General features: G+C 60.2%; 13 protein-coding genes. 8 read left to right on the forward strand and 5 right to left on the reverse strand.

Features of this window, described 5'->3' with window-relative positions; genetic code table 11:
- The first annotated feature begins 18 nt into the window (after nt 1-18).
- Nucleotides 19-918: a hydroxymethylglutaryl-CoA lyase gene (locus LOY36_RS18085; RefSeq protein WP_018925461.1), complete on the forward strand. Its 900-nt coding sequence runs from the start codon at nt 19-21 to the stop codon at nt 916-918.
- A 623-nt stretch (nt 919-1,541) separates the two neighbouring features.
- Here LOY36_RS18085 and LOY36_RS18090 read toward each other — a convergent pair.
- Nucleotides 1,542-3,239 (reverse strand): AMP-binding protein, encoded by a 1,698-nt coding sequence (locus tag LOY36_RS18090; RefSeq protein ID WP_258669561.1) that lies wholly within the window; start codon nt 3,237-3,239, stop codon nt 1,542-1,544.
- Nucleotides 3,240-3,536: 297 nt separating this feature from the next.
- On the opposite strand from LOY36_RS18090, the gene LOY36_RS18095 reads away from it, so the two are divergent.
- The 4 genes from LOY36_RS18095 to LOY36_RS18110 are packed head-to-tail and all read left to right on the forward strand — an operon-like array spanning nt 3,537 to nt 9,104.
- On the forward strand, nt 3,537-4,700 hold the full coding sequence (locus LOY36_RS18095; protein WP_007940933.1) for an isovaleryl-CoA dehydrogenase: 1,164 nt from the start codon (nt 3,537-3,539) through the stop codon (nt 4,698-4,700).
- Nucleotides 4,701-4,712: 12 nt separating this feature from the next.
- Complete coding sequence (locus LOY36_RS18100) at nt 4,713-6,320, forward strand: carboxyl transferase domain-containing protein (RefSeq protein WP_018925459.1); 1,608 nt, start codon at nt 4,713-4,715, stop codon at nt 6,318-6,320.
- A gap of 13 nt (nt 6,321-6,333) precedes the next feature.
- Complete coding sequence (locus LOY36_RS18105; RefSeq protein ID WP_258669574.1) at nt 6,334-7,149, forward strand: gamma-carboxygeranoyl-CoA hydratase; 816 nt, start codon at nt 6,334-6,336, stop codon at nt 7,147-7,149.
- On the forward strand, nt 7,149-9,104 hold the full coding sequence (locus LOY36_RS18110) for an acetyl/propionyl/methylcrotonyl-CoA carboxylase subunit alpha (RefSeq protein ID WP_258669577.1): 1,956 nt from the start codon (nt 7,149-7,151) through the stop codon (nt 9,102-9,104). Before LOY36_RS18105 ends, LOY36_RS18110 begins: the two co-directional genes overlap by 1 nt.
- A 39-nt stretch (nt 9,105-9,143) precedes the next feature.
- Here the strand turns inward: LOY36_RS18110 and LOY36_RS18115 are convergent, their stop codons facing one another.
- Nucleotides 9,144-9,809, reverse strand: a complete 666-nt coding sequence (locus LOY36_RS18115; RefSeq protein ID WP_258669590.1) for a LexA family transcriptional regulator — start codon at nt 9,807-9,809, stop codon at nt 9,144-9,146.
- A 129-nt stretch (nt 9,810-9,938) separates the two neighbouring features.
- On the opposite strand from LOY36_RS18115, the gene LOY36_RS18120 reads away from it, so the two are divergent.
- Together LOY36_RS18120 and LOY36_RS18125 are read left to right on the forward strand one after the other, a co-directional pair.
- Entirely contained in the window at nt 9,939-10,280 is a 342-nt protein-coding gene (locus LOY36_RS18120) for a DUF6124 family protein (RefSeq protein WP_019580038.1), read from the forward strand.
- 486 nt (nt 10,281-10,766) lie between these two features.
- A complete protein-coding gene (locus LOY36_RS18125) occupies nt 10,767-11,918 on the forward strand; it encodes a M14-type cytosolic carboxypeptidase (protein ID WP_019580037.1) in 1,152 nt (383 codons plus the stop codon).
- A 76-nt stretch (nt 11,919-11,994) separates the two neighbouring features.
- Here the strand turns inward: LOY36_RS18125 and LOY36_RS18130 are convergent, their stop codons facing one another.
- Nucleotides 11,995-12,441: a helix-turn-helix domain-containing protein gene (locus tag LOY36_RS18130; RefSeq protein ID WP_258669597.1), complete on the reverse strand. Its 447-nt coding sequence runs from the start codon at nt 12,439-12,441 to the stop codon at nt 11,995-11,997.
- Nucleotides 12,442-12,537: 96 nt separating this feature from the next.
- On the opposite strand from LOY36_RS18130, the gene LOY36_RS18135 reads away from it, so the two are divergent.
- Nucleotides 12,538-13,764, forward strand: coding sequence for an MFS transporter (locus LOY36_RS18135; protein ID WP_258669602.1), 1,227 nt, complete (start codon nt 12,538-12,540; stop codon nt 13,762-13,764).
- Between the two features lie 100 nt (nt 13,765-13,864).
- Here LOY36_RS18135 and LOY36_RS18140 read toward each other — a convergent pair whose 3' ends face one another.
- Nucleotides 13,865-14,410 carry a cytochrome b gene (locus tag LOY36_RS18140; RefSeq protein ID WP_258669605.1) on the reverse strand — a complete coding sequence of 182 codons (546 nt, stop codon included), beginning with the start codon at nt 14,408-14,410 and terminating at the stop codon, nt 13,865-13,867.
- Nucleotides 14,407-15,498, reverse strand: coding sequence for a catalase family peroxidase (locus tag LOY36_RS18145; protein ID WP_258669609.1), 1,092 nt, complete (start codon nt 15,496-15,498; stop codon nt 14,407-14,409). Before LOY36_RS18145 ends, LOY36_RS18140 begins: the two co-directional genes overlap by 4 nt.
- Between the last annotated feature and the right edge of the window lie 37 nt (nt 15,499-15,535).

Here is a 15,535-nt window from a genome sequence, read left to right on the forward strand (position 1 = left end):
CTCAACAGGTCGATTCCCATGTCCCTCCCCACCCACGTACGCCTGGTCGAAGTCGGCCCCCGTGACGGTCTGCAAAACGAAGCCCAACCCATCAGCGTCGCGGACAAGGTGCAATTGGTCGATGCGCTCACCGCCGCTGGCCTCGGCTATATAGAAGTCGGCAGTTTCGTCTCGCCCAAATGGGTGCCGCAAATGGCCGGTTCCGCCGAGGTCTTCGCACAGATCCAGCGCAAGCCTGGCGTGACTTACGGCGCCCTCGCCCCCAACCTGCGGGGCTTTGAAGACGCTATCGCCGCCGGGGTCAAGGAAGTCGCCGTGTTCGCCGCAGCGTCCGAAGCGTTCTCCCAGCGCAATATCAATTGCTCGATCAGCGAAAGCCTGGAGCGCTTCGTGCCGATCATGGACGCGGCCAAACAACACGGCGTCAGCGTGCGCGGTTACGTGTCCTGTGTGCTGGGCTGCCCCTATGAAGGTGACGTCAAGCCTGCGCAAGTCGCCCGAGTCGCTCGCGAGCTCTATGCGATGGGCTGCTACGAGGTTTCGCTGGGAGACACCATCGGCACCGGCACCGCTGGCGCGACCCGCAAGATGTTTGAAGTGGTTTCGGCCGATGTGCCACGGGAAAAACTGGCCGGGCACTTCCACGACACCTATGGCCAGGCCATGGCCAATATCTACGCCAGCCTGCTGGAAGGCATTTCGGTATTCGACAGTTCCATCGCCGGCCTTGGCGGCTGCCCGTACGCCAAGGGCGCCAGCGGTAACGTCGCCACCGAAGACGTGGTTTACCTGCTCAACGGCCTGGGCATCGAGACCGGGATCGACCTGGACGCCTTGATTCGCGCCGGCCAGCAGATTTGCGCGGTGCTGGGGCGCCCTACCGGTTCTCGCGTGGCCAAGGCTCGCAGCGCACAGTGACAATGTGGATGTGTCCGGGTGTTACCGCGTGTTCTGGAACGTGGGGCGGAAACGAGTAACACGGAAACAAATTGTCAGGTTTGGTACGGATGAAAAAATCTCACAAAATTCAAATCATTGATTTTAAAGGACTTTTCAAAGTTGGCACGGCTTCTGCTATCTCTATGGCATAACAAGAATAAAAAGCTGCAAACCAATAAAAATAAGACGTAACGACTCTGACATAACAAGAACAACACGGCAGAGACGCAGCTAACAGATTTTTTTGGAGAAGGTGTGCTTTTCAGGGTGCTTTTCGGAGTAACCCGCAACCGGGCAGAGAACAATAAAACTACCTTCAGGTAGCTCCCGAACTGGTTGGATCGCTTGGCGAAAAAGTAGATCAGCGCTCAAAAAAATACGTTTGCTCTTGATCCCGGATGGGGATCGACAAAAACAGCGGTAAAGGGCCACGGTTGCCAAAAACAACAACAGACCGCCCCTCAATAATAAAAAAAGAGCACGTAACGACAAAATTAAAGGGGAGCTTCGGCTCCCCTTTGTGCTTTCCTGCTTTCCTGCTTTTCTATTTTTCTCGACCCTCATGTGGAAGCAGGCTTGCTCGCTCCCACACTGGTTATGTGTCAGGCGTTTTTGCTGCGCAGCTCCTCGATGCTGATCTCGCGCATCCGAAACTTCTGGATCTTGCCGGTCACGGTCATCGGAAACTCCTCGACGAACTTGAAGTAACGCGGCGTCTTGAAGTGCGCGATACGCTCCTTGCACCAGGCCTGCAACTCCTGTTCGGTGGCGCTGTGGCCGGGATGGAATTTGATCCAGGCGACAATCTCTTCGCCATACCGGGAGCAAGGAATGCCGATCACTTGCACGTCTGCAACTGCCGGATGGGTGAAGAAGAACTCTTCCAGTTCCCTCGGGTAAATATTCTCACCGCCGCGAATGATCATGTCCTTGTTACGCCCGGCGATGCACACGTAGCCTTCGTCGTTCATGCTCGCCAGATCGCCGGTGTGCATCCAGCCAGCGTCATCGATAGCCTCGGCGGTGCCTTGCGGGTTGTTCCAGTAGCCGAGCATCACGCTGTAACCCCGAGTGCACAGCTCGCCAATGGTGCCGCGTGGCACCAGATTGCCCGCCTCGTCTATGATCTTGCTTTCCAGTTGCGGCTGGGTGCGGCCGACCGTGGTGACGCGTAATTCCAGGTCGTCTGCCGGACCGGTCTGCAAAGACACGGGGCTGGTTTCCGTCATGCCGTAGGCAATCTGCACTTCGCTCATGTGCATTTCGCTGATAACCCGACGCATCACCTCGATCGGACACGTCGCCCCGGCCATGATCCCGGTGCGCAGGCTCGACAAATCAAATTCGGCGCGCTTGGGCTGATCGAGCATGGCGATGAACATGGTCGGCACGCCATAAAGCGCGGTGGCTTTTTCTTCGGCGACGGTGGTCAGGGTCAACAGCGGATCGAAGGCATCGTTGGGGTAAATCATGGTGCTGCCGTGGGTGACGCAGCCGAGGTTGCCCATGACCATGCCGAAGCAGTGATACAGCGGCACCGGAATCACCAGCCGATCATCGGCGGTCAGGCCGAGGCTTTCGCCGACCATGTAACCGTTGTTGAGGATATTGTAGTGGCTGAGGGTCGCGCCCTTGGGGAAACCGGTGGTGCCGGAGGTGTACTGGATGTTCACTGCCTGGTCGAAATGCAGGCTGTCCTGGCGTTCGTGCAATTGCTCGATCGACACGCTGGCCGCCAGATCGGCCAATTGCGACCACGGCAGGAAACCCGAGGGTGGCTGCGCATCCAGACTGATGACCCCGCGCAACTCCGGCAGCCGTTCGCTCTGCAAGCGGCCGATGGATTGCTCCGCCAATTCCGGCACCAACCCTTGCAGCATGCCGTGATAGTCGGAGGTCTTGAAGGCCCCGGCACAGACCAGCCATTGGCAGCCGGATTGCTTCAATACGTATTCGAGTTCTGAACTGCGATAAGCCGGGTTGATGTTGACCAGGATCACGCCGATTTTCGCACTGGCGAACTGGCTGATGCACCACTGGGCGCAGTTCGGGGCCCAGATGCCGAGCCGATCACCGGTTTGCAAACCCAGCGCCAGGAATGCTCTGGCGTGCAGATCAACAGCATCCGACAGCTGCTGCCAGGTGTAACGCAGTTGTTGGTGGCGCACGACCAGCGCCTCCCCGTTCGGGTATTGCGCGACGGTGTTATCAAACGCCTGGCCGATGGTCATCGCCAGCAAGGCTTTGTCCTGGGAACCACGGGTATAGCTGCGCTGCGGGTTTGCACTGGGTTGATCCATGACGACCCCTATTGTCTTTATTAATGGGCTGTACCGGCGACCTGTAGGAGCCGGCTTGTGTGGCGAGGGGGCTTGCCCCCGTTGGGCCGCGCAGCGGACCCAAGATCTGCGAGCGCTGCGCACTCGAACGGGGGCAAGCCCCCTCGCCACAGTCTTTCAGAACTGGCTCTACTCTCGCTCAAGTTGACGTTAACGTAAAGGGTGATTGACAGCCATTCGTCACAGGCTTACGTTAACGTAAAGGTGAGAGCTGAATCACTGCCCTCCCCACCCTACAAAAAAGCCAAAAGGTGCCCCATGAGCTACCCATCCCTGAACTTTGCCCTCGGTGAAACCATCGACATGCTGCGCGATCAGGTTCAGTCCTTCGTCGCCAAAGAGATCGCCCCGCGCGCCGCTCAGATCGACATCGACAACCTGTTCCCGGCCGACCTGTGGCGTAAATTCGGCGACATGGGCCTGCTGGGCATCACCGTGCCGGAAGAGTACGGCGGCGCCGGCCTGGGTTATCTGGCGCACGTGGTCGCCATGGAAGAAATCAGCCGTGGTTCGGCGTCGGTCGCCCTGTCCTACGGCGCGCACTCCAACCTCTGCGTCAACCAGATCAACCGCAACGGCACTCACGAACAGAAAAGCAAATACCTGCCGAAACTGATCAGCGGCGAACACATCGGTGCCCTGGCCATGAGCGAGCCTAACGCCGGTTCCGACGTGGTCTCGATGAAGCTGCGCGCCGACAAACGCGGCGATCACTACGTACTCAACGGCAGCAAGACCTGGATCACCAACGGTCCTGACGCCAACACCTACGTGATCTACGCCAAGACCGACCTGGAAAAAGGCCCGCATGGCATCACCGCGTTCATCGTCGAACGCGACTGGAAAGGTTTCAGCCGCAGCAACAAATTCGACAAGCTCGGCATGCGCGGCTCGAACACCTGCGAGCTGTTCTTCGATGACGTCGAAGTGCCGGAAGAAAATATCCTCGGCGTACTCAATGGCGGCGTGAAAGTGCTGATGAGCGGCCTCGACTATGAGCGCGTGGTGCTTTCTGGCGGCCCGACCGGGATCATGCAAGCTTGCATGGACCTGATCGTGCCGTACATCCACGACCGCAAACAGTTCGGCCAGAGCATCGGCGAATTCCAGCTGATCCAGGGCAAAGTCGCCGACATGTATACCCAACTCAACGCCAGCCGCGCCTACCTGTATGCGGTGGCCCAGGCCTGCGAGCGCGGCGAAACCACCCGCAAAGACGCCGCCGGGGTGATCCTCTACAGTGCCGAGCGTGCCACGCAAATGGCCCTCGACGCGATCCAGATTCTCGGCGGCAACGGCTACATCAACGAATTCCCGGCCGGTCGTCTGCTGCGTGACGCCAAGCTGTACGAAATCGGCGCCGGCACCAGTGAGATCCGTCGCATGCTGATCGGTCGCGAACTGTTCAACGAAACCCGCTAAACGGAGCTGTCCATGGCTATCCTGCATACCCAGCTCAACCCCCGTTCGGCGGAGTTCGCGGCCAACAGCGCGGCGATGCTCAAACAGGTCGACGCCCTGCACACCCTGCTCGCGCAAGTGCAGCAAGGTGGTGGCCCGAAGGCGCAAGAACGTCACACCTCGCGGGGTAAATTGCTGCCCCGTGAGCGGATCAATCGCCTGCTCGATCCGGGCTCGCCGTTTCTCGAGATCAGCCAACTGGCGGCCTACGCGGTGTACGGCGAAGACGTTCCCGCCGCAGGCGTGATTGCCGGGATCGGCCGGGTGGAAGGCGTCGAATGCATGATCGTCGCCAACGATGCCACCGTGAAAGGCGGCTCGTATTACCCGCTGACCGTGAAAAAACACCTGCGCGCACAAACCATCGCCCAGCAGAATCGCCTGCCGTGCATTTATCTGGTGGACTCCGGTGGCGCCAACCTGCCGCGTCAGGATGAAGTGTTCCCGGACCGTGAGCACTTCGGGCGGATCTTCTTCAACCAGGCCAACATGAGCGCCATGGGCATTCCGCAAATTGCGGTGGTCATGGGCTCTTGCACCGCCGGGGGCGCCTACGTTCCGGCGATGGCCGACGAGGCGATCATGGTTCGTCAGCAGGCCACCATCTTCCTCGCCGGCCCACCGCTGGTGAAAGCCGCGACTGGTGAAGTGGTCAGCGCCGAAGACCTCGGCGGGGCCGATGTGCACTGCAAGATTTCCGGGGTCGCCGACCACTACGCCGAAAGCGATGAACATGCTCTGGCATTGGCCCGGCGCAGTGTGGCCAACCTCAACTGGCGCAAGCTCGGCGAACTGCAACAACGTACGCCGATCGCGCCGCTGTATAGCAGCGACGAGTTGTACGGCGTGGTCTCGGCCGACGCCAAGCAACCGTTCGATGTGCGCGAAGTGATCTCACGACTGGTGGACGGCTCGGTGTTCGATGAGTTCAAGGCGCTGTTCGGGACGACTTTGGTGTGCGGCTTCGCCCACCTGCACGGCTACCCGATCGCGATCCTCGCCAACAACGGCATCCTCTTCGCCGAGGCCGCGCAGAAAGGCGCGCACTTCATCGAACTGGCCTGCCAGCGCGGCATTCCGTTGCTGTTCCTGCAGAACATCACCGGGTTCATGGTCGGCCAGAAATACGAGGCCGGCGGCATCGCCAAGCACGGCGCGAAATTGGTGACCGCCGTGGCTTGTGCCAAGGTGCCGAAATTCACCGTGATCATCGGCGGCAGCTTCGGCGCCGGTAACTACGGCATGTGCGGCCGGGCCTACGATCCACGCTTCCTGTGGATGTGGCCGAACGCGCGGATCGGCGTGATGGGCGCCGAACAGGCGGCGGGTGTGCTGGTGCAGGTCAAGCGCGAGCAAACCGAGCGCAGCGGGCATCGTTTCAGCGCCGAGCAGGAAGCCGAGATCAAGCAACCGATCCTCGATCAGTACGAAGAACAGGGTCACCCCTACTACTCCAGCGCCCGGCTATGGGACGACGGCGTCATTGACCCGGCGCAGACCCGCGACGTGTTGGCCCTGGCCTTGTCGGCGTCGCTGAACGCACCCATCGAACCGAGCCGCTTCGGCGTGTTCCGGATGTGATCTGGAGAAAACCATGAGCGACTTCAACACCCTCGAGCTGCAGACCGACCCGCGTGGCTTTGCCACCCTGTGGCTCAGCCGGGAAGAAAAGAACAACGCGTTCAACGCCGAAATGATCCGCGAACTGATCCTCGCGCTGGACAAAGTGTCGGGCGATGCCAGCCTGCGTTTTCTGCTGATCCGCGGGCGCGGCAAGCATTTCAGCGCCGGTGCCGATCTGGCCTGGATGCAGCAATCGGCCGAACTCGATTACCACACCAACCTTGATGACGCCCGGGAACTGGCGGAGTTGATGTACAACCTCGCCAAACTGAAAGTCCCGACGCTGGCCGTGGTGCAGGGCGCGGCGTTTGGCGGCGCGCTGGGCCTGATCAGTTGCTGCGACATGGCGATTGGCGCCGACGACGCGCAGTTCTGCCTGTCGGAAGTGCGCATCGGCCTGGCGCCAGCGGTCATCAGCCCGTTCGTGGTGCAAGCCATCGGCGAGCGCGCGGCGCGGCGTTATGCCTTGACTGCCGAACGTTTCGGCGGGCAACGGGCTCGGGAAATCGGCCTGTTGTCGGAGAGCTATCCCGTCGCCGAGCTGGAGCAAAAGCTTGAACAGTGGATCGACAACCTGCTGCTCAACAGCCCGGCAGCCATGCGCGCCAGCAAGGATCTGCTGCGTGAAGTCGGCAACGGCGCGCTGACCCCGGCGCTGCGGCGCTACACCGAGAATGCCATCGCCCGGATTCGCGTCAGCCCGGAAGGCCAGGAAGGCCTGCGCGCCTTCCTGCAAAAACGTTCGCCCACCTGGCAAGCCGAAATCACCCTCAAGGAGCCGCGTTGATGAGCGCACCTGTTCTCACCACCCTGCTGGTGGCCAACCGTGGCGAAATCGCCTGCCGGGTGATGCGCACCGCCAAGGCTCTGGGCCTGACCACTGTGGCCGTGCACAGCGCCACCGACCGTGACGCCCGGCACAGCCGCGAAGCGGATATCCGCGTCGACCTGGGCGGTAGCAAAGCCGCCGACAGTTACCTGCAAATCGACAAACTGATCGCCGCCGCGAAAGCCAGCGGTGCTCAGGCGATTCATCCCGGTTATGGTTTTCTCTCGGAAAACGCCGGGTTCGCCCGGGCGATTGAAGCGGCTGGCCTGATCTTCCTCGGCCCGCCCGCCTCGGCCATCGACGCCATGGGCAGCAAGTCTGCGGCCAAAGCCTTGATGGAAACCGCCGGTGTGCCGCTGGTGCCCGGTTACCACGGCGAAGCCCAGGACCTCGACACCTTCCGCGATGCCTGCGAACGCATCGGTTATCCGGTGTTGCTCAAGGCTACGGCGGGCGGCGGCGGCAAAGGTATGAAAGTGGTCGAGGACGTCAGCCAACTGGCCGAAGCCCTGGCCTCGGCGCAGCGTGAAGCGCAATCGTCGTTCGGCGATTCACGGATGCTGGTCGAGAAATACCTGCTCAAGCCACGTCACGTGGAAATCCAGGTATTCGCCGACCAGCACGGCAACTGTCTGTACCTCAACGAGCGTGACTGCTCGATTCAGCGTCGGCATCAGAAAGTCGTCGAAGAAGCACCCGCTCCAGGCCTGAGCCCGGAACTGCGTCGGGCCATGGGTGAAGCCGCCGTGCGTTCGGCTCAAGCGATCGGTTATGTCGGCGCCGGCACCGTGGAGTTTTTGCTGGATGCGCGCGGTGAGTTCTTCTTCATGGAAATGAACACGCGCCTGCAAGTCGAACACCCGGTGACCGAGGCCATTACCGGCCTCGACCTGGTGGCCTGGCAGATTCGTGTAGCCCGCGGCGAAGCGCTGCCGATGACACAGGATCAGGTGCCGCTGATCGGCCATGCGATCGAAGTACGGCTGTATGCCGAAGACCCTGGCAACGATTTTCTGCCGGCCACCGGGCGCCTGGCGTTGTACCGCGAATCCGCCGAAGGGCCGGGGCGTCGTGTGGACAGTGGCGTCGAAGAAGGCGACGAGATTTCGCCGTTCTACGACCCGATGCTCGGCAAGCTGATTGCCTGGGGCGAAGACCGTGAACAGGCGCGGCTGCGATTGCTGAGCATGCTCGAGGAGTTTGCCATTGGCGGGCTGAAGACCAACATCAACTTCCTGCACCGGATCATCGCCCACCCGGCGTTTGCCGCCGCCGAACTGGATACCGGTTTCATTCCGCGTTATCAGGAACAACTGCTGCCAGCACCTTCGCCGCTCAGTGATGAGTTCTGGCAAGCGGCGGCCCAGGCGTTTGCGCAAAGTCAGCCGTCTGTGTTGCGCGCCGATGATCCGAGTTCGCCGTGGGCCTTCAACAATGGTTTCCGTGCCGGGTTGCCGACAGAAATCACCCTGCATTTGAGTTGCGAAGGGCAAGACCGGGCGCTGACCCTGGGCAATGCCGACATGCATACCGCACGGCTCAAGGGTGAATACCTGCTGACCGAGCACAGCGGTTTGCGCCGTCAGCACCGGGCCATCCGGCGTGGCGATGCACTGTATCTGCAATGGGACGGCGAGTTGCGCCGCATCGAGTCGTTTGACCCGATCGGCGCCGTCGAAGCCAGTCACAGCCATCAGGGCGGGCTCACCGCGCCCATGAACGGCAGCATCGTGCGGGTGTTGGTGGAGGCTGGGCAAACGGTCGAAGCCGGGGCACAACTGGTGGTGCTGGAAGCCATGAAGATGGAGCACAGCATTCGTGCGCCCCACACCGGGGTAATCAAGGCGTTGTATTGCCAGGAAGGCGAAATGGTCAGCGAAGGCAGTGCATTGGTGGAGTTGGAACAAGCGTGAAATGAAGATCGGTCCTACGCGTTGCGAGGACCGATCCGATTAGAATTTGGCAGTCGCCTGAACCACCACGCCGATGATTCGGCATTCCTCGGTGTAAAGGGCTTTCGGATAGGTCGGATTGAGCGGGACCAGGTAACGCTGCCCGCCCTCTTCGATCAGCTTGCGAAAAACTGCCTCGGCACTGCCGGGCCATTGAGCGATCACCAGTTTGCCAGGCTCCGGCACGATAGCCGGGTCGACCAGAATCAGCATGCCCTCGGCAATGCTCGCACCCGTGGGTGCCGTCATCGCATCGCCGACCACCACCAGCCAGAACGCCGCGCCCTGTGCGTGGTAATCGGACAGCTCGAAACGTGGCTTGCTGACAGCCAGCGAGTTGCCGTAGGTCGATAGCTCTCCGTCGCGCACCTCCCCGGTTTCCCGCCAGTCGCTGACCGGGTAGCGAAAGTACGGGTTGTACTTTTGCGTCAGACAGATCTCCTCATCCTCTGAGGGCAGCGGCTCCCTGATCACCATCGCCACTTCCAGATAGTCCATGCCGAGCGCCCGCAAGACACGATTCATCTCTGCGATGCCGGGCTGACGACGTTTATTGAGCCAGTGGCCGACGCCACCCTGGGACATCCCGATGCGCTCGGCGAGTATTTCCTGAGTGACTTTGAGTTCACTCATTTTGGCCTTGACCAATTCAATCCATTTATCCATGTGCGGCACGATACGTGGGGTACTCCGACCATCAAAACACAAATTGTAGTATTAAAACTGAAGACACAAATACAGTACGTACTAAGCTGGGCTCACGGATTTGAATTTCTCACGGAGCTCGCCATCGTCATGACCATCCCCAGCAATACCCTGCCCGACATGCAAATCGACACCAGCCTCACCTCGCCAAAAGGCTCTGCCGCCGCGCAGCGGGCACTGGACTATTACTTGAAACCAGCTGTGTCAGAAGCGGCCAGCGAAGAACGCTTCTTTGATGTGAACCGTAACATCAGCAGCGAAGAGGCGCTGGTCCATGCTTCGGATCTGCTGCGGTGCGCCGTTGCCACCGCGCATGAGTCAGCCAACCAGCTGCAGGGCGCAAGCCGGGATCTGGCGTTTTCGACGGTGCACATGATCGACATGGCCAAGGCGATGGTCGACCGGGCCCTGGAGGGCAATCAGAACAATTGAGGCGGGAGCGTATTGGAGGAGGACAAGAAAATTTTTCCAATCGCGCAGGTAGAAACATTTGACTTGCAAATGATAATGATTATTATTGCATCAGCTGGTCGCGAGATCAGTCGATAGACCAAGAGACCTTAGGTCGGACTCCTGGACTATCTCCTCATCAGGCTAATCACGGTTTTTGACCCGGCTTTTTGCCGGGTCTTTTTTTTGCCAGTTCATCTGGCTTTGGCTTCAGGCTAATGAAGTCTGTAGGTGCTGCAAAATTCGATTGGCGCGGATGATATCAAAAGAATATCTACTGCCAAGAGAAGCCCGGCAGCACTGGGCCAAACTAACGAAAAATAGCACTTGAGAATCAATTGCGCAGTCTCTAAGCTGCATCGGCGTCAAGGAGGACGCCCCCCCTTCTACACCCCCGTAATTTCCCCCGGTTTCTCCCCCTCTTGCGTGTAAAGTAGCAGCCATAAAAATCGTATTCAGGAATTGATTATGGCCGGGGCTAAATCTTCTTTCGACATCAGCGCTAACTTCGACAGCGGCAACATTGATGTGCTGGACATCAGCAATCCTCTGCAAGCATTGCTGGCCATCAGGCCAGACACTCGCAGCCAGCATTTCCAGTGGTTCCATTTCAAGGCCAGCGGCCTGCATGTTGGTCAGGAGCATTGGTTTCGTCTGAACAACGCCAGCAAGTCCTCATACAACAAGGCCTGGGATGGTTATCAGGCGGTGGCGTCCTACGACCACGTCAACTGGTTCCGGGTGCCGACCATCTTCGAAGGCGACTGCCTGCGTTTCAGCCTTGAAGCCACTGCCACCCATGCCTGGTTCGCCTACTTCGAACCCTACAGCCGTGGCCGTCACGACTGGCTGATCGAACAGGCACAGACCAAGGCTGGCACCGAACTGTTGGCCACCGGCAAGAGCGTTGAAGGTCGTGACATCCAGTTGTTGCGCAAAGGGACTGGCGCCGAAGGTCAGCGCAAGGTCTGGATCATCGCCCAGCAACACCCCGGCGAACACATGGCCGAATGGTTCATGGAAGGCGTGATCGAGCGTCTGGAGAAACACGACGATCCGGTACTGAATAAGCTCCTGGCCAGCGCCGACCTGTACCTGGTGCCGAACATGAACCCGGACGGCGCCTTCCACGGTCATTTGCGCACCAATGCCATGGGCCAGGACCTGAATCGCGCCTGGCAGAACGCCAGCCAGGAAATCAGCCCGGAAGTGCTGTTCGTTCAGCAGCAAATGGAAAAGTATGGCGTCGACCTGTTCCTCGACATCCATGGCGATGAAGAAATTCCCTACGTGTTCACCGCCGGTTGCGAAGGCAACCCCGGCTATACACCGCGGATCGAAAAACTCGAAGAGCGCTTCCGCAGCCATCTGAAGCACCTGACCAAGGACTTTCAGACCAAACACGGCTACACCCGCGACGAACCGGGCAAAGCTAACATGACCCTGGCCTGCAACAGCGTCGGTCAGAAATTCGATTGCCTGTCCTTTACCATTGAAATGCCCTTCAAGGACAACAACGACGCGCCGAATGCGCTGACTGGCTGGTCTGGTAAGCGCTCGAAGCAGTTGGGCAAGGATGTGCTGACGACCATTGCCGACATGGTCGATACCCTGCGTTGATTATTTGAGATCAAAAGATCGCAGTGTAGGAGCTGCCGCAGGCTGCGATCTTTTGATCTTTTGATCTTTTGATCTTTTACTCAACCGGAACCCGCACACAATCCTGGGGCCCCAACAGCCGCCCATCCTCGGCGCGCAATTCCAGCGGCCGCACCGGTCGACCGTTCTCACGATCGACAACCCGCGAATGCGCCTCCCCCACCTCATAGAAAAACGCCTCGCCCCACTGCCGCAACCCGATGATTAACGGGAACAAGCCTTGGCCCTTCTCCGTCAGCACATATTCCTGATACGCGCTGCCATCCGACGCCGGCACCAGATCGAAAATCCCGTGGGCCACTAATGTGCGCAGGCGTGCCGAAAGAATGTTCTTGGCCATGCCCAGATTGCGCTGGAACTCACCGAAGCGTCGCAGGCCATCGAACGCATCGCGCACGATCAATAGCGACCACCAATCCCCAATCGCATCCAGTGAACGGGCGACCGGGCATTCGGCGCCTTCCATGCTTGTACGTTTAACCATGACCGCGTCCGCCGGCAACCAATGTGGTTGCAATATAAAACCAGACTCCTTACCGTACAACTGGTTTTATATTGAAACCACACAAGGAAGCCTGTGATGAAACCTGACCACCCGTTAAGCGGCGCCGTGGTGCTGCTGTTTGCCGTCGCCTGCGGCCTGGCCGTCGGCAATGTGTATTACGCACAACCATTGCTCGATGCCATGGCCGAAGCCTTCGCCATGGACCCGGCAACCATCGGTATCGTCATCACCCTCACTCAGATCGGTTATGGCGTGGGCCTGTTGTTGCTGGTCCCTCTGGGAGATCTGCTCAACCGTCGCCGATTGATCGTCTTGCAAACCCTGCTGTCGGCACTGGCCTTGTTGATGATCGCGTTAGCGCCGAGCAGCACCTGGCTGTTGCTCGGCATGGCGCTGACCGGGCTACTGGCGGTCGTGACGCAAGTCCTGGTGGCCTACGCCGCGACGCTGGCCATCCCGGCGCAACGTGGACGTGTGGTAGGCGTGATCACCAGCGGCATTGTCGTCGGCATTCTATTGGCACGAACGGTAGCCGGCGGCATGGCCGACCTGGCTGGTTGGCGCTCGATTTATCTGTTGTCCGCCGGGTTGACCCTGGTGATGGCGCTGCTGTTGTTTCGTGTGCTGCCCAGGCACGAAGACGCGCGACCGAATAGCGCTTACGGCGCGCTGATCGGCTCAGTCTTCACGTTGTTCAAGGAAGAACCGGTGTTGCGTCAACGGGCCATCCTTGCCCTGCTGACGTTCGCCAGTGCCATGGTGCTGTGGACCCCTTTGGTATTGCCGTTGAGCGCCCCGCCGCTTTCACTGTCCCACACCGAAATCGGGCTGTTCGGGCTGGCCGGGGCTGCCGGCGCACTGGCCGCGGCTCGCGCCGGGCATCTGGCCGATCGTGGCCTGGGTCAATGGACCAGCGGACTGTCGTTGTTGCTGATGCTCGCCTCATGGCTGCCCATCGCCCTCACTCAGTCCTCGCTGTGGGCGCTGCTGCTCGGGGTGATTACGCTGGATCTGGGTTTGCAGGCCGTCCATGTCACCAGCCAGAGCATGATCTACAGCGTGCGCCCCGAAGCGCAAAGCCGACTCACCGCCGGCTACATGCTGTTCTATTCGATCGGCAGCGCCTTGGGCTCGATCGGTTCGACGGCGATGTATGCCTGGGGCGGCTGGATCGCGGTGTGCTGGCTGGGTGCGGGCATCAACGCCGTAGCGTTGATCTATTGGTGGCTGACGCTCGCCGCCAAAACACCCAACACCTGTGGCGAGGGAGCTTGCTCCCGCTCGGCTGCGCAGCAGTCGTAAATCGATCAGACGCAGGAGCGTCTGACCAACCGCATTTGGGGCTGCGTTGCAGCCCAACGGGGGCAAGCCCCCTCGCCACAGTTATCGGCAGTCCCCCGACTCATCCACGGTCCCTGCCCCGCAACATGCTGTCCAGCACCTCATCGCGGCGCACCCAACTGTGAAACAACGCCGCCGCCAGGTGCAGCAGCACGGTCAGGAACAGTAGATACGCCAGATACCTATGTGCCTTGCGCAGGAATGCAAACACCTGCGCATTCGCCGGCAGGATCGACGGCAGTTGCAACGAGCTGCTGAGCATCACCGGATCGCCAGCCGCCGAAATCATCGCCCAGCCCAGCAGCGGCAAAATCAGCATCAAGGCGTACAGCAAGACATGCGAAGCCTTCGCCGCGAGCACCTGCCAACCCGGCAGGTTCGTCGGCAGCGGTGGTTGCCGGGTCGAAAAACGCACGGCCAGACGCACAACCACCAACAACAGAATCGCAATGCCCAAAGGCTTGTGCAGGTGGATCAACCACTCATGGCGCTCGGACACCGAGGCCACCATGCCCGCTCCAATAAACAACATCGCGATGATCATCAACGCCATCAGCCAGTGCAGCAGTCGCGCCAGGGGTGCGAAATGATTCGGTTGAGCGCTCATTGTCGAGACTCCTGTTTGGCGTTGGGCAATTGATTTACTTCGCTGGTGCGACGCAGATAGGAACTGGCGTAACCCGCTGAACGAGCGGCGAGCAACGGGTCGTCGGAACCTTCGATACCGCTGGGCAATACCAGTGGGTCGTAGTTGATGTCGCGGCACTCGCCATTGAGTTGCGGCTGGGTGCTTTCGAGCACCAGAGTGCCGGCGTTCACAACTTTTCGGTCGCTGGGCCAGGCCTTGCTCGCGTCGTTGACCGGGTCCCCAGAGTTCGCCAGGGTAATGTTCAACTGCCAACGCAGCGGTCCTGCGGACAAACGCTGAACCAGATCCTTCTCCAGAAAGTCAGCGCCCTCCGGTGCCGTCGCGCCCGCCCCATCCTGAGCAACCGGGGTCATGCTCCAACGCACCGCTTGCCGCTGCCCCGCTGCGTTCACCAGGTAAAACGCATTGACGCTGTTATACGTCTCGGTCGCATAACTGGCAGAAGGTTTGGCGGTCTTGATCCAGGCAAGAAACGGCGCGGTTTCCGGGTGAGAACCGAAGAACGCCGGCACCGCCGCAGGGTTCGGTTTGCCGGTGGCCGGGTCCGGTGACTGCGCCTGTTGCAGCTGATAGAACGCCTCGGGCGTGCCCACCGGGAACACCGGCATGCTGTTCATCCCGGTGCGCCACTGCTGACCGTTGGCCTGGGTAAAGCGCAACGCCAGGCTGCGGATCGGCACGCTGTTGTCCGGCGCGTAAGGGTTGCCGGCAGGCAGCGCGAAACGCCCGACCACCGGGGTCCGCGCTTCATTGAACACTTGGGCGCTGGAATACTCGCGCACCTGGCCGCTGCTCTCGAAATGCCCGATCACGCACACCCCTTTGGCGTGGTTACGACGGAACCCCGGGTGCACGCCGTTGTTTTTCTCCAGCACATTGATCAACGCTTTCGGCGTCAGGCGCTGTGGGTCGAGTGTGCCGTTGACGTAGGCAAAAGCCCCGGCCAGCGCGGCGACCACCACGGCAATGCCGGTCAGGCGCAACGTCAGGCTCGCGGTGCTCAGGGGCGGCCGAGATGGCCCTGATGTAGATGAGCGATCAACCATGAAAGTCTCCGGGGCCGTAGGCCACAGGGGGAAAGAG

The sequence above is a fragment of the Pseudomonas sp. B21-019 genome (assembly GCF_024749225.1).
GTDB lineage: Bacteria > Pseudomonadota > Gammaproteobacteria > Pseudomonadales > Pseudomonadaceae > Aquipseudomonas.

Excerpts from the sequence above, each read along its gene's own strand:
- LOY36_RS18130 (WP_258669597.1), bottom strand. The coding sequence starts at position 12,441 with ATGGTTAAACGTACAAGCATGGAAGGCGCCGAATGCCCGGTCGCCCGT.
- LOY36_RS18115 (WP_258669590.1), bottom strand. The coding sequence starts at position 9,809 with ATGGATAAATGGATTGAATTGGTCAAGGCCAAAATGAGTGAACTCAAA.
- LOY36_RS18095 (WP_007940933.1), top strand. The coding sequence starts at position 3,537 with ATGAGCTACCCATCCCTGAACTTTGCCCTCGGTGAAACCATCGACATG.
- LOY36_RS18110 (WP_258669577.1), top strand. The coding sequence starts at position 7,149 with ATGAGCGCACCTGTTCTCACCACCCTGCTGGTGGCCAACCGTGGCGAA.
- LOY36_RS18120 (WP_019580038.1), top strand. The coding sequence starts at position 9,939 with ATGACCATCCCCAGCAATACCCTGCCCGACATGCAAATCGACACCAGC.
- LOY36_RS18090 (WP_258669561.1), bottom strand. The coding sequence starts at position 3,239 with ATGGATCAACCCAGTGCAAACCCGCAGCGCAGCTATACCCGTGGTTCC.
- LOY36_RS18145 (WP_258669609.1), bottom strand. The coding sequence starts at position 15,498 with ATGGTTGATCGCTCATCTACATCAGGGCCATCTCGGCCGCCCCTGAGC.
- LOY36_RS18105 (WP_258669574.1), top strand. The coding sequence starts at position 6,334 with ATGAGCGACTTCAACACCCTCGAGCTGCAGACCGACCCGCGTGGCTTT.
- LOY36_RS18100 (WP_018925459.1), top strand. The coding sequence starts at position 4,713 with ATGGCTATCCTGCATACCCAGCTCAACCCCCGTTCGGCGGAGTTCGCG.
- LOY36_RS18135 (WP_258669602.1), top strand. The coding sequence starts at position 12,538 with ATGAAACCTGACCACCCGTTAAGCGGCGCCGTGGTGCTGCTGTTTGCC.
- LOY36_RS18125 (WP_019580037.1), top strand. The coding sequence starts at position 10,767 with ATGGCCGGGGCTAAATCTTCTTTCGACATCAGCGCTAACTTCGACAGC.
- LOY36_RS18085 (WP_018925461.1), top strand. The coding sequence starts at position 19 with ATGTCCCTCCCCACCCACGTACGCCTGGTCGAAGTCGGCCCCCGTGAC.
- LOY36_RS18140 (WP_258669605.1), bottom strand. The coding sequence starts at position 14,410 with ATGAGCGCTCAACCGAATCATTTCGCACCCCTGGCGCGACTGCTGCAC.